Origin of the sequence: Pseudomonas sp. BP6 (assembly GCF_017875935.1) — a bacterium.
Classification (GTDB): domain Bacteria; phylum Pseudomonadota; class Gammaproteobacteria; order Pseudomonadales; family Pseudomonadaceae; genus Aquipseudomonas; species Aquipseudomonas putida_Y.
The window spans coordinates 1462823-1483100 of the sequence record NZ_JAGINI010000001.1 but is presented as its reverse complement, the minus strand read 5'-3'; the positions used below and the strand labels follow the sequence as shown (position 1 = coordinate 1483100).

The 20278-nt window shown below is 62.1% G+C and carries 18 protein-coding genes and 4 tRNA genes; 8 read left to right on the top strand and 14 right to left on the bottom strand.

What is annotated here, in order from left to right; genetic code table 11:
* Nucleotides 1–86: 86 nt before the first annotated feature.
* From clpX to J3A98_RS06630, 8 genes are all read right to left on the bottom strand, one after another.
* On the bottom strand, nt 87–1370 hold the full coding sequence (gene clpX / locus J3A98_RS06665; protein WP_003250242.1) for an ATP-dependent Clp protease ATP-binding subunit ClpX: 1284 nt from the start codon (nt 1368–1370) through the stop codon (nt 87–89).
* Between the two features lie 108 nt (nt 1371–1478).
* Nucleotides 1479–2120 (bottom strand): ATP-dependent Clp endopeptidase proteolytic subunit ClpP, encoded by a 642-nt coding sequence (gene clpP, locus J3A98_RS06660; RefSeq protein ID WP_003259400.1) that lies wholly within the window; start codon nt 2118–2120, stop codon nt 1479–1481.
* 91 nt (nt 2121–2211) lie between these two features.
* Nucleotides 2212–3525 carry a trigger factor gene (gene tig / locus J3A98_RS06655; RefSeq protein ID WP_209964866.1) on the bottom strand — a complete coding sequence of 438 codons (1314 nt, stop codon included), beginning with the start codon at nt 3523–3525 and terminating at the stop codon, nt 2212–2214.
* 247 nt (nt 3526–3772) lie between these two features.
* Nucleotides 3773–4072 (bottom strand): DUF6388 family protein, encoded by a 300-nt coding sequence (locus tag J3A98_RS06650; RefSeq protein ID WP_176683955.1) that lies wholly within the window; start codon nt 4070–4072, stop codon nt 3773–3775.
* A 189-nt stretch (nt 4073–4261) separates the two neighbouring features.
* Nucleotides 4262–4337 (bottom strand) — tRNA-His (locus J3A98_RS06645).
* Nucleotides 4338–4373: 36 nt separating this feature from the next.
* Nucleotides 4374–4458 (bottom strand) — tRNA-Leu (locus J3A98_RS06640).
* Between the two features lie 52 nt (nt 4459–4510).
* Nucleotides 4511–4586: transfer RNA gene (locus tag J3A98_RS06635), tRNA-His, on the bottom strand.
* Between the two features lie 41 nt (nt 4587–4627).
* Nucleotides 4628–4704 (bottom strand) — tRNA-Arg (locus tag J3A98_RS06630).
* Between the two features lie 269 nt (nt 4705–4973).
* Between J3A98_RS06630 and folD the strand changes: the two genes are divergently transcribed.
* A complete protein-coding gene (folD, locus tag J3A98_RS06625; protein WP_003250234.1) occupies nt 4974–5828 on the top strand; it encodes a bifunctional methylenetetrahydrofolate dehydrogenase/methenyltetrahydrofolate cyclohydrolase FolD in 855 nt (284 codons plus the stop codon).
* Between the two features lie 93 nt (nt 5829–5921).
* On the opposite strand, the gene J3A98_RS06620 is transcribed toward folD, so the two are convergent.
* Both J3A98_RS06620 and J3A98_RS06615 read right to left on the bottom strand, forming a co-directional pair.
* Nucleotides 5922–7610: an EAL domain-containing protein gene (locus tag J3A98_RS06620; RefSeq protein ID WP_209964864.1), complete on the bottom strand. Its 1689-nt coding sequence runs from the start codon at nt 7608–7610 to the stop codon at nt 5922–5924.
* Nucleotides 7611–7623: 13 nt separating this feature from the next.
* A complete protein-coding gene (locus tag J3A98_RS06615; protein WP_209964861.1) occupies nt 7624–9189 on the bottom strand; it encodes a PAS domain-containing methyl-accepting chemotaxis protein in 1566 nt (521 codons plus the stop codon).
* 266 nt (nt 9190–9455) lie between these two features.
* Between J3A98_RS06615 and J3A98_RS06610 the strand changes: the two genes are divergently transcribed.
* From J3A98_RS06610 to J3A98_RS06590, 5 genes are all read left to right on the top strand, one after another.
* A complete protein-coding gene (locus J3A98_RS06610; protein ID WP_003250216.1) occupies nt 9456–9770 on the top strand; it encodes a helix-turn-helix transcriptional regulator in 315 nt (104 codons plus the stop codon).
* A gap of 227 nt (nt 9771–9997) precedes the next feature.
* Complete coding sequence (locus J3A98_RS06605; RefSeq protein WP_209964859.1) at nt 9998–11308, top strand: C4-dicarboxylate transporter DctA; 1311 nt, start codon at nt 9998–10000, stop codon at nt 11306–11308.
* Nucleotides 11309–11352: 44 nt separating this feature from the next.
* Entirely contained in the window at nt 11353–12051 is a 699-nt protein-coding gene (locus J3A98_RS06600) for an FCD domain-containing protein (RefSeq protein WP_209964857.1), read from the top strand.
* A 16-nt stretch (nt 12052–12067) separates the two neighbouring features.
* Complete coding sequence (locus J3A98_RS06595) at nt 12068–12736, top strand: GntR family transcriptional regulator (RefSeq protein ID WP_176683960.1); 669 nt, start codon at nt 12068–12070, stop codon at nt 12734–12736.
* 151 nt (nt 12737–12887) lie between these two features.
* Nucleotides 12888–13934: a hypothetical protein gene (locus J3A98_RS06590; RefSeq protein ID WP_176683961.1), complete on the top strand. Its 1047-nt coding sequence runs from the start codon at nt 12888–12890 to the stop codon at nt 13932–13934.
* A gap of 39 nt (nt 13935–13973) precedes the next feature.
* Here J3A98_RS06590 and J3A98_RS06585 read toward each other — a convergent pair whose 3' ends face one another.
* Entirely contained in the window at nt 13974–14402 is a 429-nt protein-coding gene (locus tag J3A98_RS06585; protein WP_176683962.1) for a PACE efflux transporter, read from the bottom strand.
* Between the two features lie 102 nt (nt 14403–14504).
* Between J3A98_RS06585 and J3A98_RS06580 the strand changes: the two genes are divergently transcribed.
* The gene (locus J3A98_RS06580) at nt 14505–15383 is read left to right on the top strand and encodes a LysR family transcriptional regulator (RefSeq protein ID WP_209964855.1); all 879 of its coding nucleotides are present in this window, start codon (nt 14505–14507) and stop codon (nt 15381–15383) included.
* 142 nt (nt 15384–15525) lie between these two features.
* A complete protein-coding gene (mcpA, locus tag J3A98_RS06575; protein ID WP_209964854.1) occupies nt 15526–17412 on the top strand; it encodes a methyl-accepting chemotaxis protein McpA in 1887 nt (628 codons plus the stop codon).
* A gap of 53 nt (nt 17413–17465) precedes the next feature.
* Here mcpA and J3A98_RS06570 read toward each other — a convergent pair whose 3' ends face one another.
* The 3 genes from J3A98_RS06570 to J3A98_RS06560 form a co-directional block, all read right to left on the bottom strand.
* Nucleotides 17466–18530 (bottom strand): hypothetical protein, encoded by a 1065-nt coding sequence (locus tag J3A98_RS06570; protein ID WP_176683965.1) that lies wholly within the window; start codon nt 18528–18530, stop codon nt 17466–17468.
* A 112-nt stretch (nt 18531–18642) separates the two neighbouring features.
* Nucleotides 18643–19020, bottom strand: coding sequence for a RidA family protein (locus tag J3A98_RS06565; protein ID WP_176683966.1), 378 nt, complete (start codon nt 19018–19020; stop codon nt 18643–18645).
* A gap of 12 nt (nt 19021–19032) precedes the next feature.
* The gene (locus J3A98_RS06560) at nt 19033–20175 is read right to left on the bottom strand and encodes an FAD-dependent oxidoreductase (protein ID WP_209964852.1); all 1143 of its coding nucleotides are present in this window, start codon (nt 20173–20175) and stop codon (nt 19033–19035) included.
* Nucleotides 20176–20278: the final 103 nt, after the last annotated feature.

The following is a 20278-nucleotide window of genomic DNA, read 5'->3' as shown; positions in this document are numbered from 1 at the left end:
AAATTACAAGCGCTTGCACAGGAAAAGCAGAAAGGGGCCCGTAGGCCCCCATCTTGCTTGCAACCGAGAACCGGCCTTTGCCTGAATCAGGCGTCTGGCGCGGCCTTGGCTTGCGGTTCGCTGTTTTCGTAAATCATCAGCGGCTGCGAGGTGCCCTCAATGACGCTCTCGTCGATAACTACCTTGCTGACATCCTTTTTCGAAGGAATCTCGTACATGGTATCGAGCAGCACGCCTTCGAGGATCGAACGCAGGCCACGAGCGCCAGTCTTGCGCTCCAGGGCCTTGCGTGCAACGGCCTTGAGCGCATCGCTACGGAACTCGAGGTCAACGCTTTCCATCTCGAACAGCTTGGCATACTGCTTGGTCAAGGCATTCTTCGGCTCAGTGAGAATCTGCATCAACGCAGCCTCATCCAGCTCGTCAAGGGTAGCCAGTACCGGCAGACGGCCGACGAATTCCGGAATCAGGCCAAACTTGACCAGATCGTCCGGCTCGACCTCACGCAGGGATTCGCCAACCTTCTTGCCCTCTTCCTTGCTGCGCACTTCAGCTCCAAAACCGATGCCACCCTTGGTGGAACGGTTCTGGATGACCTTTTCCAGGCCCGAGAACGCACCACCACAGATGAACAGGATGTTGCGGGTATCAACCTGCAGGAACTCCTGTTGCGGGTGCTTACGGCCACCCTGCGGCGGAACCGAGGCCACGGTGCCCTCGATCAGTTTCAGCAGTGCCTGCTGCACGCCCTCACCGGAAACATCACGGGTGATGGACGGGTTGTCCGACTTGCGCGAGATCTTGTCGATTTCGTCGATGTAGACAATGCCCATCTGGGCCTTCTCAACGTCGTAGTCGCACTTCTGCAACAGCTTCTGGATGATGTTCTCGACGTCCTCACCCACATAACCGGCCTCGGTCAGGGTGGTGGCGTCAGCAATAGTGAACGGTACGTTCAACAGACGTGCCAGGGTTTCGGCGAGCAGGGTCTTGCCCGAGCCAGTCGGCCCGATGAGCAGGATGTTGCTCTTGCCCAGTTCGACTTCGTCACCCTTCTTGTCACGCTGGTTCAGGCGCTTGTAGTGGTTGTACACCGCTACGGCCAGCACCTTCTTTGCGCGCTCCTGACCAATGACGTACTGGTCCAGGATGCCGCTGATTTCTTTCGGCGAAGGCAATTTGTGCGCGCTGCTCTCGGCCTGGGCTTCCTGCACCTCCTCACGGATGATGTCGTTGCACAGGTCGACGCACTCGTCGCAGATAAATACCGAGGGCCCGGCAATCAGTTTGCGCACTTCGTGCTGGCTTTTGCCGCAGAAGGAGCAATAAAGCAATTTGCCGCTGTCCTCGCCGTTACGGGTGTCAGTCATTCGATCGATCCAATCCGGTAGGCTTGCAACACAAGATGAAGGCAATTGCGGGCTTTTTCAAGTCCGCAGGTAGGCGCTTTCGACGCCCACCTGCTCTGACCCCCCGGTTCAGGAGGCCAGTTGCCGCTTGTCATAGACCGAGTCGATCAGGCCGTACTCGGCTGCGCGCGAGGCGCTCATGAAGTTGTCACGTTCGGTGTCACGCTTGATGGTCTCGAGGTCCTGGCCGGTGTGATAGGCCAGCAGCTCGTTCAGACGGGCCTTGATATTGAGGATTTCCTGGGCGTGGATCTCGATATCGGTGGCCTGACCCTGGAAGCCGCCCAGCGGCTGGTGGATCATCACGCGCGAGTTCGGCAGGCAATGACGCTTGCCCTTGGCACCTGCCGCCAGCAGGAAGGCGCCCATGCTGCAGGCCTGGCCGATGCAGATGGTCGAAACGTCCGGCTTGATGAACTGCATGGTGTCGTAGATCGACATGCCGGCAGTGACGGAACCGCCCGGCGAGTTGATGTACAGATGGATATCCTTGTCCGGGTTTTCCGCCTCAAGGAACAGCAGTTGCGCAACGACGAGATTGGCCATGTAGTCCTCTACCGGGCCAACCAGGAAGATCACACGCTCCTTCAACAGGCGCGAGTAGATGTCGTAAGCGCGTTCGCCACGGGCGGACTGCTCGATAACCATCGGGACCAGGCCGCCTGCGGCCTGGATGTCAGAGCTCTGCTGAATATAAGAATTGCGGGACATGTCCTGCGCTCACTCCCAAATAGTCATGGCTTGAATACGCACAAGCCAGCTCGAAGGCTGGCTTGTGGAGGTTTCCTACGAGAGAAGCCTGTTACTCAGCAGCGGCAGGAGCCTCGGCTGGTTTAACGGCTTCTTCGTACGAGACCGACTTGTCGGTCACAGTCGCTTTCTGCAGAACAGTATCTACAACTTGTTCTTCCAGCACAACCGAACGCACTTCGTTCAGTTGCTGGTCGCTCTTGTAGTACCAGGCGATGACCTGCTCAGGCTCCTGATAAGCCGAAGCCATTTCTTCGATCATCTCGCGAACCTTGGCGTCGTCTGGCTTCAGCTCGAACTGCTTGACCACTTCGGCCACGATCAGGCCCAGCACAACGCGGCGCTTGGCTTGCTCTTCGAACAGCTCGACTGGCAACTGCTCAGGTTTGATGTTGCCACCGAACTGCTGAACAGCCTGCACGCGCAGACGGTTGACTTCGTTTTCCAGCAGGGCTTTTGGCACTTCGATCGGGTTGGCGGCCAGCAGACCGTCCATGACCTGGTTCTTGACCTTGGTCTTGATCGCCTGACGCAGCTCACGCTCCATGTTCTTGCGAACTTCGGCGCGGAAGCCTTCCAGCGTCGATTCCTTGATGCCGAACTGGGCGAAGAACTCTTCGTTCAGTTCTGGCAGTACAGGTGCCGAAACGCTGTTGACGGTGATGGTGAACTCAGCGGCTTTGCCAGCCAGGTCCAGGTTCTGGTAGTCCTCTGGGAAGGTCACGTTGACAACGCGCTCTTCGCCAGCCTTGGCGCCAACCAGACCTTCTTCGAAGCCTGGGATCATGCGGCCGGAACCCAGCACCAGCAGGGTGCCCTTGGCCGAACCACCGGCAAACACTTCACCGTCGACCTTGCCGACGAAGTCGATGTTGACCTGGTCGTCGTTCTGCGCAGCGCGCTCGACGGCCTCGAAGCGGGTGTTCTGCTTGCGCAGCACTTCCAGCATGTTGTCCAGGTCGCTGTCAGCCACTTCGGCGCTCAGGCGCTCGACCTTGATCGACTCCAGGCCTGCAACCGTGAACTCGGGGAACACTTCGAAGATGGCGACGAATTCCAGATCCTTGCCCTTTTCGAAGGACTTCGGCTCTACGGCCGGGGAACCAGCCGGGTTCAGCTTCTGCTCGACGATGGCTTCGTAGAAGGAGGCCTGCACCAGGTCACCGAAAGCCTCTTGACGGGCGTCCGCCTCGAAACGCTGACGGATCACGGTCATCGGTACCTTACCAGGACGGAAGCCCGCGATCTTGGCGCGCTTGGCAGTCTGCTGCAGACGCTTGTTGACTTCGTTCTCGACGCGCTCGGCCGGAACGGCGATGGTCATGCGGCGCTCGAGAGCGGAAGTGTTTTCAACAGAAACTTGCATGGATATTCCTCGTTGCACAGACGTTAGCCGGCGTTAGCCCGACTCCAGAATCAAGGGCAAACATTCTAGTGAGTCACGCAGCAGAAGTCACCCCACACGGGACGACGGGAAACAACGCCGGTCGATTAACTTAAAGGCCCGCACGGCGCACCGCCGAGCCTGCTTCCAATCGGGGCTGCACGACGCCCGGGGCGGCCTGCAGCCGAAATACCTTGTCAAACAACTACCAGCAACGCATTCGCTTCCTTTATTCAGGATCGATTTCGTTGAACTGGCAGTATTCCTCCCATTCCAGCCCCAGCGCCTCGGCCACTTCACGGTGCGTTTCCAGGCGCATGGCCTGCAGCTGCTCCGGGGACTCGGCAATCAATTGCAGCGCCAGCTCCCAAGGCTCGATACCCTGCTCCGCGGCTGCATCCTCGAACGCCCATTCGATCTGCTGAGCCTGCTCGCGCGCATCCAGCTCGCGGATCTCCTCGAGCAACTGCGGACTGGCTTCGGCAAAGCGCTGCAGCGCCAGGGCCTGACGGGCTTCTTTCGCAATCATGGTGGTGTCCTTTGCCGGCCAAACGGGCCGGTGTTTCAACCGGCTGAAATCTAACAGCTTTTATTGGGGTGCCACCAGAGGATTACAAGGGGGCAGGAGGTGTTTTGGTCGGGACGCGACTCACCACCGCCACGCAGACCCAAAACAAAAAGGCGCCCGATCTCACGATCAAGGCGCCTTTCAGGAATATGGGGTGGACGATGGGAATCGAACCCACGACAACTGGAATCACAATCCAGCGCTCTACCAACTGAGCTACGCCCACCATATTGCGGTCTTGCGGTACAACTTTACAGAAGCATGGTGCGGACGAAGAGACTCGAACTCTTACAGCTTGCGCCGCTGGAACCTAAATCCAGTGTGTCTACCAATTTCACCACGTCCGCGTAACGCTTAAAACAAAGGCGCCAGATGCTATCGAGGCGCCCTTGAAGAATATGGGGTGGACGATGGGAATCGAACCCACGACAACTGGAATCACAATCCAGCGCTCTACCAACTGAGCTACGCCCACCATATTGCATTACAGCCTACTTGCTTGCCAAAGCTGCCTAATGGCGCACCCGGCAGGACTCGAACCTGCGACCATCCGCTTAGAAGGCGGATGCTCTATCCAGCTGAGCTACGGGCGCTTAAGCTTGAAGCCTAACCGAACGAGACGCTAACAAGGAACTGTTAAACCACTCATTCTGCCCGACTTAGCCAACCAGTGCTAGGCTGTGCCCGACAAGTGCGGCGAATCTTATAGTCGACCCCGAAAGTCGTCAACACCTTTTTCGAAAAAATTTAAATTATTTAAGGGGTTAGGGGATTTGCCCGACCACCCGCCTTTGCCCTTGGCCCATGTCGTGCGAGAATGCGCGTTCTTTATTGTTCCTTCTCGATGGTTAATCACGCGTCTATGACTGCACACCTAATCGATGGCAAGGCTATCGCCGCCAGCCTGCGCCAGCAGATCGCTCAACGTGTCGTGGAGCGTCGCCAGCAAGGCCTGCGCACGCCGGGCCTGGCAGTGATCCTGGTCGGCACCGACCCCGCCTCCCAAGTCTATGTCTCGCACAAGCGCAAGGACTGCGAAGAAGTCGGCTTCATTTCGCAGGCGTTCGACCTGCCCAGCGAGACCACGCAACAAGCCCTGACCGAGCTGATCGACCGTCTCAATGACGATCCGGCCGTCGACGGCATCCTGCTGCAACTGCCGCTGCCGGCGCACCTGGACGCCTCGCTGCTGCTCGAGCGCATTCGCCCGGACAAGGATGTGGACGGTTTCCATCCGTACAACATCGGCCGCCTGGCCCAGCGTATTCCGCTGCTGCGCCCGTGCACACCGAAAGGCATCATGACCCTGCTGGAAAGCACCGGCCAGGACCTGTACGGCATGAACGCGGTGATCGTCGGCGCGTCCAACATCGTTGGCCGCCCGATGGCCATGGAGCTGCTGCTGGCCGGCTGCACCGTGACCGTCTGCCACCGCTTCACCAAGGACCTGGCCGGCCATGTCGGGCGTGCCGACCTGGTGGTCGTGGCTGCCGGCAAGCCGGGCCTGGTCAAGGGTGAGTGGGTCAAGGAAGGCGCCATCGTCATCGACGTGGGCATCAACCGCCAGGAAGACGGCAAGCTGGTCGGCGACGTGGTCTACGAGACTGCCTTGCCACGCGCCGGCTGGATCACACCGGTGCCGGGCGGCGTCGGGCCGATGACCCGGGCGTGCCTGCTGGAGAACACGCTGTATGCAGCAGAAGAACTGCACAAGTAATACCGCGTGATGCAAAAACGGCACCTCTTGCAGGTGCCGTTTTTTTGCCCGTGATTGATGATACGGGTCAAGACCACCGACCGCTGATGGCCTTCAAGGGTCACGCCACTCCACTGGCTGCCGGTAGGCCTGCGCCCAAGCTTGCACTTCACTGGCTGGCATCGGCCGGGCAATGCAGTAACCCTGCGCCAGCTCGCAGCCCAGGCCCATCAGTACCCGCCCGTGCTCGACACTCTCCAGCCCCTCGGCAACCACCTCGCGGCCAAACGCCCGGGCCAGGCCGATCACCGCCTCCGTCAGCGCCAGGTCGTCCTGGTCATGAAGGATGTCCCGCACGAACGACTGGTCGATCTTGATCGTCTGGGTCGGCAAGCGTTTCAGGTAACTCAACGACGAATAACCGGTGCCGAAATCGTCCAGCGAGAAACGCACACCCAGCGCACGGCAGGCGTCCAGGCAGCGGCTGACGTGCTGCAGGTTGTCGATGGCCACTGACTCGACGATTTCCAGGTCCAGCAGCGCCGGGTCCACCGTCGGGTACGCTGCCAGCAGTTGCTGCAGGCGCTCGGCAAAGTCACTGCGCTGCAAATGCCGCGCGGCAATATTCACGCTCAACGACCAAGACTGCCCTTGCAGCTGCCAGGCCTGCAACTGGCTCAACGCCTGCCCGATCACCCACTCGCCGATTTCGACGATCAGGTCGGTCCGCTCTACCCATGGCAGGAAATCGCCAGGCGGCACCACGCCACGGCCTGGCCGCTGCCAGCGCAATAAACCCTCGAAGCCCAGCACCTTGCCACTGCGCAGGTTGACCTTGGGCTGGTAGTAAAGACACAGCTCACCGTTGCGCAGCGCCCGGCGCACGCGTGCCACGGTCTGGTGGGTGGCCTTGAGCTCCTGCTCCTGCGTCACGTCGAACAGATGGTAACGGTTGCGCCCGCGCTGCTTGGCCACATACATGGCCTGATCGGCGTGGCGCACCAGGGTGTCGGCATCTTCGTCATCCTGCGGGTACAGGGTCACGCCGATACTGGCGCTGAGCGACAGCGTATGCTCACGCACCACATAGGGCGCCGCCAAGGCACGCAATACCCGCTGCAGGGCTGCATGCAACTGACACTCATCGTCGACGTCGCGCAGGATCAGCACGAACTCGTCGCCCGACAGCCGGGCCACGGCATCACCACCGCGCAGGATGCTCTTCAAGCGCTGCGCCACTTCCACCAGCAGCAGGTCACCCACAGCATGCCCGTAGCCGTCGTTGACCGCCTTGAAACCATCCAGGTCGAGCATGCACACCGCCAGCGAGATGCCTTCACGGCGCGAACAGGCCAGGGCCTGGTTCAGCAAGTCGGACAGATAGGCGCGGTTGGGCAGGCCGGTGAGCACATCGTGGCCCACCCGCCACTGCAAGGTATGCAGCAGCTGACGCTTCTCGGTGACGTCAAAGCGGATCGACACATACTTGCGCACCTGGCCTGTAAGCGGATCGACCAGTGGCACCATGGTGCTGTCGACCCAATACAACGATCCATCCTTGGAGCGGTTGCAGATTTCACCCTTCCACACCCGCCCGGCGACCAAAGCCCGCCACATGCCGACAAAGAACGTCGGCTCATGCAGGCCGGAATTGAGGATGCGGTGATTGGCCCCCAGCAGTTCCTCGCGGCTGTAGCCCGAGATGCTGCAGAACTGCTGATTGACGTAGGTAATGTTCCCACGCAGGTCGGTTTCCGAAAAGATCGCGGCCGCGTCCACGGCCGCGCGATAGTTATCATCCATAAAGCATCCTGCCTTAGCGGTTGAAGCGCTCCACCAGGGCGCGCAATCCGGCACATACATGTTCCAGTTCGGTGCCGCGCGAAGCGGCGGCGTTGGCACTGTGGGCGCTGTGCTGGGCAATACCGGCTACGCCGTTGATCTGTCGCGAAACGTCTTCTGCCACCGTCGACTGTTGCTGCGAGGCGGCGGCCATCTGCTGGCTCATATTGCTGATGCGCTGCACCGCATCACGAATGCCATGCAGCGCTTGCCGGGCCTCCTGGACCTGGGCAACGCCTTGCTCGGCACCGTCGATGCCGCGGCTGGCGATCGCCACGGCTTCCTCGGCGCCACTGCGCAGGGCATCGATGATGGCCTGGATGTGCAGGGTGGACTGGCGGGTCTTGTCGGCCAGTGCCCGCACCTCGTCGGCGACCACGGCAAAGCCGCGGCCCTGCTCGCCCGCACGGGCTGCCTCGATGGCGGCGTTGAGGGCCAGCAGGTTGGTCTGCTCGGCAATGCCACGGATCATCCCGGCTGCCTCGGCGATGGCGCCGGTCTGACCAGCCAGGTGACTGACCGCCTGGTTGATCTGCGTCACAGTGCTGGCCAAGTTACGAATGGCCGCACCGCTGGCATCGGCTACCTGGCTACCTTGTTCGGCCAGCAGGTGGGCCGTGTGTGCCTCGGCAGCGGTCAACTGCACGTGGTTGGCCACTTCGCCGATGGAGGCGGTCATCTGGTTCATTGCGGTGGCGCTCAGGTCGGTTTCGGCGCGCTGCTCCAGCAATGCCGCCTCGGTGCTGCGCGACAACTGCCCGGCATCGCGAGCAGCCACGGCCATTTGCCCGGCCAGGTCGCTTAGCCGCGTCAAGGCGGTTTTCAGACGTGCCTCTTCGCTGATCAGCATCAGTTGCAACTGCCCGGCAGCACCCGTCAGGTCGCTGTAGGTCAAGGCTGCAACCGGGTCGGCGAAGGCACCGTCGGCGCCCCGCACAATCTGCTGTAGCTGCCGCCCGAGGGCGTTGCGCGCCCACAGGCCACAGGCCACGAACAGACCCAGGGTCAGCCCCTGCCCCACCAGGCCGGGCCACAGTTGGTTGGCGCCCACCGCCAGCAGCCCGCCGGCCAGTGGCAAGGCCAAGGCCTGCATCAGCAAGCTCAGCCGGCGCGGCGCCGACAATGCCGCCTGACCATTTCGCAGCCGCGCATACAGCGCTTCGGCACGGGCGACTTGCTCCCGCGTGGGGCATACGCGCACCGACTCGTAACCCACAACCCGCCCACCTTCGAGGATGGGCGTGACGTAAGCATTGACCCAGTAGTAGTCGCCGTTACGGCAGCGGTTCTTGACGATACCCATCCAGCTCTTGCCGGCTTTCAGGTAGCGCCACATCAACTCGTACACCGCTGGCGGCATGTCCGGGTGGCGCACCAGGTTGTGCGGGCTGCCGATCAGTTCGGCCTCGCTGTAGCCACTGATGGCGGCAAACTCAGGGTTGCAGTAGGTGATCAGGCTGGCGGTATCGGTAGCAGAAATCAGCCGCTGATGAGGGGGGAAACGTTGCTCGACCGGGGTTACCGGCAAGTTGAGGCGCACGATGAGACTCCATTCAATGACAAGCCGGTACCCAGTTCATCGACGGCCGCCGGAACCGATTCATGGCGATCAGTTCCAATGGGCAAAAGCGCTTCCCGCCATTGAGGCACGAGGCCGAACGGTACAAGGAAGAGGACGATGACTAACCGGTCAGGCCATGAATTCTACGAAATTCATCACATAAATAAAACAAAGGTGATCGATCATGGCGTTGCGCCACATTGATAGATATCGTTAAGTTCTTGATTCTAAATGGGAATTAAGCGATGACGAGATCAGCTTTGGGTATCGCCCTGCGCCGCTACCGCAAGCTGGCGGGGCTGACCCAGGCACAACTGGCCGAACGGACCGGCTTCGACCCCAAGACCATCAGCCGTTTCGAAACCAGCACCTACACCCCCAGCATTGATGCAATCATGGCGTTTGCCCAGGTGCTGGGCGTCAAGCCCAAGGACTTCTTCGCAGAACCGGACGACGAAGAGGAGCAGCGCGCCTACCTGTTCGGCGTCATCCACAACGCCCCGCCTAAAGATCTTGGCAAGCTGATTGCAGCAGTCGACCAGGCACTGGCCAAGCCCTGAGCTATTTCACGCGCCCACTTTCACGGCACGCACCGAACTAGAGCATGGCAGGCCGGATTGCCCCACAACTGGTCAGACCGGTAAGGCCAAAAATCCTTGCAATCAGGGATTTTTCGCGCTTTTATGGCCTCGCGCTGAACAAACCGGTAAGACCACAATAATTAAGTCCTGCGCTCTTTCGCCCCGTGCGGCTACCGAAGCAAGGACACCGATCAGAGACTCCTCCCATGCTCAAATGGTGCTCGCGTTCGATTTTCCTGCAAGTCGTACTCGGCCTTGCCCTTGGCATCGCCTGCGGTCTGAGCTTCCCCGACCTCTCCCTGCAACTCAAACCCCTCGGCGACGGCTTCATCAAGCTGATCAAGATGCTCATCGGCCTGATCGTGTTCTGCGTGGTGGTCAGCGGCATTTCGGGTGCGGGCGACCTGAAAAAGGTCGGGCGCATCGGCCTGAAGTCGGTGATCTACTTCGAAGTACTGACGACCCTGGCGCTGGTGATCGGCCTGGTGTTCGCCTTCAGCAGTGGCATTGGCAGCGGTGCCAATATTCATCTGGATCAACTGTCCGCCGCCGATGCCAACGGCTTGGCCGAGCGCGGCCAGCACATCCACGGCGCCACGGCGTTCTTCATGGACCTGATCCCCACCTCGGTGATCGGTGCCTTCGCCGACAACAACATTCTTCAGGTGCTGCTGTTCTCGGTGCTGTTCGGCAGCGCGCTGAACCTGGTGGGTGACTCAGCCGCCGGCATCTCGCGACTGATCAATGAACTGAGCCATGTGATCTTCCGCATCATGGGCATGATCGTGCGCCTGGCGCCGATCGGCGTGTTCGGCGCCATCGCCTTCACCACCAGCAAGTATGGCCTGGAGTCGCTGCAGCACCTGGGCGGGCTGGTGGCGCTGTTCTACCTCACCTGTGCCGGCTTCGTGCTGATCGTGCTGGGCACCGTCATGCGCTTGTCGGGCCTTAAACTGCTGCCGTTGATCAAGTATCTGCGTGAAGAGCTGACCATCGTCCTGGGCACTGCCTCTTCCGACGCCGTGCTGCCACAGATCATGCGCAAGCTTGAGCACCTGGGCATCGGCAGTTCCACGGTCGGCCTGGTGATCCCCACAGGTTACTCGTTCAACCTCGATGGTTTCTCCATCTACCTGACCCTGGCGATCGTGTTCATCGCCAACGCCACCGGCACGCCACTGGAAATGACCGACCTGCTGACCATCCTGCTGGTGTCGCTGGTGACATCCAAGGGGGCTCACGGCATCCCAGGCTCGGCACTGGTGATTCTTGCCGCCACCCTGACTGCGGTACCGGCGATCCCTGTGGTAGGCCTGGTACTGGTGCTGGCGGTGGACTGGTTCATGGGTATCGGCCGGGCGTTGACCAACCTGATCGGCAACTGCGTGGCCACCGTGGCCATTGCCCGTTGGGAGAAGGACATTGACCTGGAGCGCGCGCAGAACGTGCTCGACGGCAAGCCTGGCTTTGCCCACACACCCCGCAAGCAACCCACCGCCCATCAACAGGAATTCTGAGCGAACGTGGCCGGCATTGACGCCGGCCCTTCCAGGAGCGAAACGTGATCAGCTCATCAACCGTCGTCAACTCAGTGGTCGAAAAGCTCCGCCAGGCCCTGGCCCGCGGCCAATGGCGCACCGGCGACATGCTGCCAGGCCAGCGCGAACTGGCCGAACAACTGGGCATCAGCCGCCCCAGCCTGCGCGAAGCGGTAACCGTGCTGGAAACACTGGGCCTGGTGCGCTCGTTGCCAGGCAAGGGCGTATTGGTGCTGGATGCCGATGCCCAGGCGTCGGGTGGGGAAGTCAGTGCTGCGGCCAGCCTGGCCGACGTACTGGAACTGCGCTACACACTCGAACCGTTCATCGTCGGCCTGGTGGCGCAATCGGCCAACAGCCAGGACATCGGCCAGCTGCGCCTGACCCTGATGGACATGCGCGAAGCGCTGGAGGCCGATGACAGCGAAGCCGGGGTCAAAGCCTACATTGCCTTCCATGAAGCGCTGTTTGCCCTGACCACCAACCCGATCTTCCAGAGCGTGGTGCAGCAGACCGGGAATGCGCTGAAGCAAAGCGCCGACATGCTGCGCAACTCGCCAGAGCACCTGGCCGCGCGACTGAAGGAGAACGAAGCGGTGGTGCGCGCCATTCGCGAACGCAACAGCGCCCAGGCCAGTGCCCAGATGCGTCAGCACATCGTGGCCGAAGGGCTGCGCATGGGCATTGCGCTGAATATCCCGGACGAACATCCGCATCCATGACCTCAGGAGAGTGACCATGAACGCCGTCCCCCACTTGCCTGCCCTGCTCGCGGCCGGCGAAACCCGTCTGTCGGCCGAGCAGATTTACCCGCGGCTGTTCGACGCCATTCTCGAACAGCGCCTGCCACCGGGCAGCCTGTTGCCCGAACAGGCGCTGGGCCATGCATTTGGTGTCAGCCGCACGGTGATCCGCCGCGTGCTCGGGCGCCTGTCCGACCAGCAGGTGGTGGTACAGCGCCCCAGTCACACCGCACATCTGGCCGCGCCTGACCCAGACCAGGCACGCCAGGTGCTGAGTGCCCGGCGTCTGGCCGAAACCACGCTGATCACCCTGGCCGCGCAACGCGCCCGGCCGGTGCAGGTACGCCAGCTACGGCAACTGGTGGAGCGCGAGCGCCAGCACCATGAGCGTGGCGAACGCTGCGCGGCGATCCGCCTGGGCGGCGAGTTCCACCTGAAACTGGCGCAGGTGGCGGCCAATGCGCCGCTGGCGCGGTTTCTCAATGGGCTGGTGCCGATGACCTCGCTGATCATCGCTCGCTACGAATCGCCGTGCTGCGATCATTGTGCGTGGGAAGAGCATGCGGCGATCATCGATGCCGTGGAGCAAGGTGATGCCGAGGCGGCCTTGGGATTGATGCACAGGCACCTTGACCGCCTGGAAGAAAAGCTGGACCTGGAATAACCCGACCAGGCTGACGCGATCGCTCCCACCCAGGCCGCGCTCACGCAACCCTTTGCAGCGATGCTGGGCGGGCGATGGGCTGCACAGCAGCCCCGATAACCCCACCCTATACTGCGAGAACCAGCCCAGCCTCTACCAGGGAGGCGGTCGCGTGAGCTCTCGAATCCTCCTGCTGCTATGCCTTCTGCTGGCCCTCGGCGGTTGTGCCAGCAAGCGCCCCCCTGCCCCGCCGCCGCCCACAATACTCACCCCTGCGGCCTGGCAACGCATCGATCAGGAACTGATCGACGCCTCGGCCGGCGCCGCCGGCTCGGCCAACGACTATGCCCGTCGCTCCATGCGGGTCTGGAAGGAGCAGGTGCAACAACGCACCGAGCGCGACTTCATTCCCTGGTTCACGGGCTACTGGACCCAGCAATGGCTCACCCTCAAGGTGGCCTGGTACAAGCTCGACAGCGGCAAGGGTCGGGAACCGGCAGAAAAACGCCTGGCCCTGTACCTGCAGGAGCAGTATCGCGCGCGGGTGATCGAGCCGGTGGCCGAGCAGATCAACCCCGAGGGCATCCGCGACCGCGCCTGCGAGCTGTACCTGCAACTGCTCGGCCAGCAACTGCCGGCCATCATCCGCCGCTACAACGCGCCGCCGGAACAATTCAGCCAGCGTCTCAACCGTATCCCCGCCATCGCCCTGGGGCCACCGGATACGCGCAATGCCAGCCTGTATCAGCTGCTGCGGGCCAAGTCACTGGACCAGCAACCGGCTTGGCAAGCGATGCGCCAGCACTTGCATCAGCAGGCCAGCAAAGGCCCTGGCAGGACCGATGTCGGACTGAACTCGGTGGCCACCCAGGCCAGCGAAAAGCTCGGCGCCAGCCTGGCCCCACGCGGTATCGCCAGTGCGGTGGCATCGGCAGTGGGCAAGGTGGCAGGGGCGATGATTTCAATTGCTACGGCCGGTTACGGGATGATGACCCATGACCGTGACCACCCGCAGATGGTCGAACAGCTGCGGGTGATCCTCAACGTGGCATTGAACCAGGAATGGCAGGAGTTGATGGAGAACCGCCAGAGCGGGACCATGGCCGGGGTCTATTACCTGTCGGGACAGGTTGAGGACAGCTTGCTGGCCAGTGCACCGCGGCCGGTGGAGCAGCAGGTAGAGCAGCAGGCGCCTTTGATCATTCGCCTGCCACCTTAGTGGCAACCTGTACCGGCCTCTTCGCCGCGCAAGGCTGTGTCAAGTTGTGGCCAGGGCAGAGCTTGGCAAGCCAAACACCCGATCAAACGCCCAGTTGTAGGCAAAGGTGTAGCACGGCACCAGTATGATGAACGCCATATCCACCAGCAGCGCCTCCAGCAATGTCATGCCCAGCCACCAGGCAATCAGCGGAATCAAGTACACCACCAGGGTCAACTGGAAGCCGATGGCATGCACCACACGCCGCGCCACGCTGCGTCCACGCTTGGCCTGGCGGCGCTCCCAGTACTCGAACAGGGTGTTGTAGATCAGGTTCCAGAGCATGGCGATGGTGGTGATCATCACCGCCAGCGGCCCGGTATGCGACGCCTGCGTATCTGACAGGTAGGCCAGCCCGAGGGTCGACATGCACAGCCCGATCAGTTCATAGAAAGTCACGTAGACCAGCTTGCGTTTCAATCCCTGCACCCAGGGTTCCCTCCAAAGACAAAAAGCGAAGGGGGCGATCATGCTTCAACGTACTTGACAGCAAAAGTCAGCAGCTATCAGATCTGCTGACAGGAGGCTGCCATGAACTTTTCCAGCGACAACGTCCAGCTGTTTCTGACCGTGCTCGACCACGGCTCGTTTTCTTCCGCGGCGCGCGCCCTCAAGCGGGTGCCTTCAGCCGTAAGCATGGCCATTGGCAACCTTGAGGCAGAACTTGGCTACAACCTGTTCGAACGTGGCCCGCGAGAAGTTCGCCCAACCGCACAGGCCATGGCCCTGGAGCCACACGCCAGACTGATTGCCGAACAACTGGGGCTGCTGCAGGTTCATGCCCTGGAGCTGTCCCAAGGGCTCGAGAGCAGCCTGACCCTGGCTGTGGTACCTGACATTGATCACCGTCCGCTGCTGGCGGCCATCACCAGTCTCGGCGAGCGCCACCCGTTGCTGGACATTGCCCTGCTCAGCGCCCCGCAGGAAGAAGCCCTGCACTTGCTGGACAGTGGCCGTGCCGACCTCTGCGTAGCCTTTGCCGGCCTGCAGGTCGATGCCCGCCGCGGCTTTCAGCACATCGGCATGGAGTCGCTGGTAGCCACCTTGTCGCCGGGCCACCCGGCCTTGCGTGAGGGGCGTATCCACTACCTCGAGGACTTGACCCAGGTGCGTCAGATTCTGGTGCGCAGCCGCGACCTGCCGCTGGCTGACCCTCGCCCGCTGATCGGCGCCACGCACTGGTCCAGCGACAGCTTCGACCTGGCTTTGCAGATGGTGGAAGCTGGCCTGGGCTGGGGTGATCTACCGTTGTCGCGGGTCGCGCCGCTGTTGGCCAGCGGCCGCCTGGTACGCCTGGCTTTCCGCAATACGCGCAACGAGTTGCAACTGCCCGTACATATCCTGTGGCGCAAACAACAGCCGCTGCAGCAGGCCGCACGCCTGCTGATCGAACAGCTGGCTGACCGGTGACTGCCGTCCGTCGAAACGTCTGTAAGAATTTTCTCTAAGCACTTCAATCTTTTACCCCTTGAGCCGATATCTCGGTCGACAGGCCCCGCATCGCGTCATGAGCGCGCTGCGCCCTCCCCTCATTGGCTCAAGGTCTCGAAACATGAACCTGAAATTTCGCCACAAGATCCTGCTCAGCGCCTGCGGCGTCGTGGTTTTGGCATTTGCCCTGTTCACGCTCTACAACGACTACCTGCAACGCAACACCATCCGCCAGAACATCGAAGCCTCGGTACAACAGTCCGGTGCGCTGACCGCCAGCAGCGTGCAGAACTGGATGAGCGGGCGCATTCTGGTGCTGGAGAACCTGGCCCAGGACATCGGCCAGCAAGGCGCCGGCGACACCCTGGCAGGGCTGATCGAGCAGCCGTCCTACACGCGTAATTTCCTGTTCACCTACCTGGGCCAGGCCAACGGCGAATTCACCCAGCGCCCGGATGCCCAGATGCCCGCCGGTTACGACCCGCGCCAGCGCCCTTGGTATGGCGCCGCCGCCAACGCCGGGCAGACCGTGCTGACCGCCCCGTACCAGGGTGCAGTCGGTGGCCTGATGGTGACCATCGCCACGCCGGTGAAGAACAAGAGCAATGGCGAACTGATCGGTGTGGTCGGCGGTGACGTGACCCTCGACACCCTCGTCGAGATCATCAACTCGGTCGACTTCGGTGGCATCGGTCACGCTTTCCTGGCCGACGCCAATGGCCAGGTGATCGTCAGCCCCAATAAAGACCAGGTGATGAAGAACCTCAAGGACATCTACCCAGGCAGCAACCTGCGGGTCGCCGCCGGCATGCAGGATGTCACCCTCGACGGCCAGGACCGCATCATCTCGTTCGCTCCGGTGGCCGGCCTGCCTTCGGCGCAATGGTACATCGGCCTGTCGATCGACAGGGACAAGGCCTATGCCGCGCTCAGCCAGTTTCGCACCTCGGCGATCATTGCCATGCTGATCGCCGTGGCCGCCATTGCCGGCCTGCTCGGCCTGCTGATTCCGGTGCTGATGAGCCCGCTGACCACCATGGGCCGCGCCATGCGCGACATCGCCGAAGGCGAAGGTGACCTTACCCGCCGCCTGGCCGTGCAGAACAAGGACGAGTTCGGCGAACTGGCTACCTCGTTCAACCGCTTTGTCGAGCGCATCCATGCCTCGATCAGCGAAGTGTCCTCGGCCACCCGCCTGGTACATGACCTTTCGGAGAAAGTGGTCAGCGCGTCCAATGCGTCGATCAACGGCTCTGAAGAACAGAGCATGCGCACCAACAGCGTCGCTGCGGCCATCAACGAACTGGGCGCCGCCACCCAGGAAATCGCCCGCAACGCCGCAGATGCTTCGCAACATGCCAGCGGTGCCAGCGAACAGGCGCACGGTGGCCGTGAAGTGGTTGAAGAAGCCATCAGCGCCATGACTGCCCTGTCGCAACGGATCAGCGAGTCGTGCGCGCAGATCGAAACGCTCAACGCCAGCACCGACGAAATCGGCAAGATCCTCGACGTGATCAAGGGCATTTCTCAGCAGACCAACCTGCTGGCACTGAACGCGGCCATTGAAGCGGCCCGTGCGGGTGAAGCCGGCCGTGGCTTTGCCGTGGTAGCCGACGAGGTGCGTAACCTGGCGCACCGTACCCAGGAGTCGGCGGAAGAAATCCACCGCATGATCACCAGCCTGCAGGTAGGCTCGCGCGAAGCGGTGCATACCATGAACACCAGCCAGGTCTCCAGCGAGCAGACCGTGCAGGTGGCCAACCAGGCCGGCGAACGCCTGGCCAGCGTGACCCAGCGCATTGGCGAAATCGATGGCATGAACCAGTCGGTGGCGACAGCGACCGAAGAACAGACCGCCGTGGTCGAGAGCCTCAACCTGGACATCACCCAGATCAACGCCCTGAACCAGCAGGGGGTGGAGAACCTCAACGAGACCCTGCGCCATTGCGATCAGCTGGCCCAGCAGGCTGGGCGTTTGAAGCAGTTGGTGGGCAGCTTCAGGATTTAAACGCCGGGTTCAGGCGGCAACGGCCTATGCCTGTTGTCGCCTGTACCAGCCCCTTATGCAGCCACCGCCTTCGCAGCCCTGCCCCGCCGTACCCAGGCCAGCAATACCGCCGTCATCAGCACAAAGCCCAGGTAACCGAAGAACGGGTACACCTCACCCACCAGGTTGATGAACCCCACCAGGCTACAGCCGAACGCCACCACCCCGGTCACCACCGAGCCCCAGCGGAACGTCGTCGTGCCCGCCGGCAACAGCCGCGAGAGGAAGGAAAACAGCGTGCCCACCGCGGTGTTGACGATCATGCCGAAGATGATCAGGCACATCACCAGCCCCAGCAGTGGTGACACTTCGTTGGCAATCGACAGCATTGGCATCGGCTGGTCGGCCACACTGTCCAGGCGCGACAGCAGCCCGGCACTCATCACCAGCATCAGGCCACCTAACGCCGCACCACCGAGCAGGCCTCCCCACACCGCCGCTTTCTCGCCCTTGGCCGAACCGCCCAGAATGGCCAGGATCGGCGCGCCCGCGACGATGTTATACGACACATACAGGAACGCACCCAGCAACCAGTGGCGGGTGCCGGCCTGTTGCTGGCTGGCCACCTGATCGAGCGCAGCAAAGCTCTGCTCGCGGGTGATCACGGCATACAGCGCTATCGCCGACGCCACCAGGATCAGCAAGGGGGTGATGGCGCCGATCGCAAGAATCATCCTGCGCACGTCCAGACACACGATGCCGACCACCACCAGCGTCACCAGCACGCTGCCGGTCAGGGCCGGGATGCCGAACTGCTGCTCCAGCAATGCACCACCACCGGCCAGCATGACCACGGTGACGGCGAACATGAAAAAGGTGATCAACCAGTCGACGAACATGCCCAGGTGGCGGCCGCAGATGGCCAGGATCACATCCTTGTGCGAGGTGGCCTGCTGGCGATTGCCCAGCCCCGCCAACGCCATGCCGAGGAAGGTGAACAAGGCGGCGCTGACCAACGCGCCAGCCAACCCCCACACGCCGAAATCGACAAAGAACAACAACAGTTCCCGCCCTGAAGCGAACCCCGCCCCCACGATCACGCCGACAAATGCGCCGGCAATCTTCAGCTGCTCTTGCATGTGAACCTCTGGATTTATTGTTGTTTTGTCATTGCCGTCGCATACCTGTCGTAGGGGCGGCCTTGCAGCACAGCGCGACACACGGTCGCCTCTACACGGGCTCTTTGCCCGGTCAGGCGTCGCCGACGAACGCCTGCACCTCGATCTCCACATCCACGCCCAGGGCCAACGCCGAAGCGACGGTGGAGCGCACTGGTAGCGCCGCGCCGAAGAACGCCTTGTACACCTCGTTGAAGCCGGCGAAATGGCGCATGTCCGACAGCCAGACCGTGACCTTTACCACCTGGTCGAAACGCGCACCACAGGCCGCCAGGCTTTCGGCGATACGCTCGCAGGCAGCACGTGTCTGGGTCTGGATATCACCGCGCACCACTTCGCCGTCGGTGCTCATCGGCACCTGTCCGGAAAGGAACAGAAAGCCACCGGCCTTTACCGCGCGGGAAAACGGGAACGGCAGGCTACTGGGGAAACGCTGAATGTCATTGCTCATGGGATGCTCCTTTCAGGGTTGCTGGAAACGGGCCGGGGACAGGCGCTCGGGCGCCACTCCCTGGCTGACAAGGTCGGGACACAAGGGCTGGCCCAGCAGCAGGTCGGCGGCCAGGCGCGAGGCGCCCGCTGCCGACTGGATGCCATAGCCTCCCTGGGCCGCCAGCCAGAAAAACGCGGGGACATGCGCATCGAAACCGATCACCAGGTCGCCATCGGCAACGAACGAACGCAGCCCGGCCCAGGTGTGGCTGGGTCGGCGGATCGCCAGGGTGGTCATGGCTTCAATGTTGTAGATACCCATGGCCACGTCCAACTCCTCAGGCGCGGCATCCTGTGGTTCAACCGGGTCGGCATTGGCTGGCGACCCCAACAGTTGGCCGGCATCCGGCTTGAAGTAGAAGCTTTCATCGACGCCAATCACCGCAGGCCAGCCGGTAAAGTCCTGTTCCGCCGGGCCGGGGAAGGTGAAGGCGCTACGGCGGCACGGTTGCAAGCCGATGCGCGCCACCCCGCACTGCTCGGCCACACGGTCCGCCCAGGCCCCAGCAGCATTGACCAGGCGGCGGGCCTGCAGCCGGCTGCCATCGGCCAACTCCACCTGCCACACGCCGTCCAGGTATCTGGCCTGGATGAGCTCGGCGTTACAGCGCAGTTCACCGCCAGCAGTGCGATAACCACGCAAGAAGCCTTGGTGCAAGGCATGTACATCAAGGTCCATCGCACCCGGCTCAAGCACCGCGCCGGCCAGGGCTTCGCCACGCAAGCTGGGTACCTGTGCCAAGGCCGCGTCCCGGTCAAGCAGGCTGACTTCTGTGCCATTGGCCAGGTTCTGCGCGTAAGTTTGCTCAAGCAGTTCACGCTGCTCCAGGCCGGCCACATACAGACAGCCTCGCGGCTCCAGCAGCGGGTGCTCGCAGAAGCCCTGCGGTGGCGCTTCGTAGAAGGCCCGGCTGGCGCGGGTCAGCGCCTGGATCTGTGGGGTGCCGTAAGCCTCCATGAACATGGCCGCCGAACGCCCTGTGGAGTGGTAGCCAGGCTGCGATTCACGCTCGAGCAACAGCACACGCTGCTGGCCGGCCACGGCCAGGCGATAGCCCAGTGAGGCGCCGGCAATGCCAGCACCGATGATCAGGGTGTCGTAGGTCGGGGTCATGCACGTTCCTGCCAGACAATTATCATTTATGAGAATTCTAATATATGAGAATTTAGAAATGCGCAAGTGTCCAAGGTAAGATGCCCGACCAACGCCGCATGCC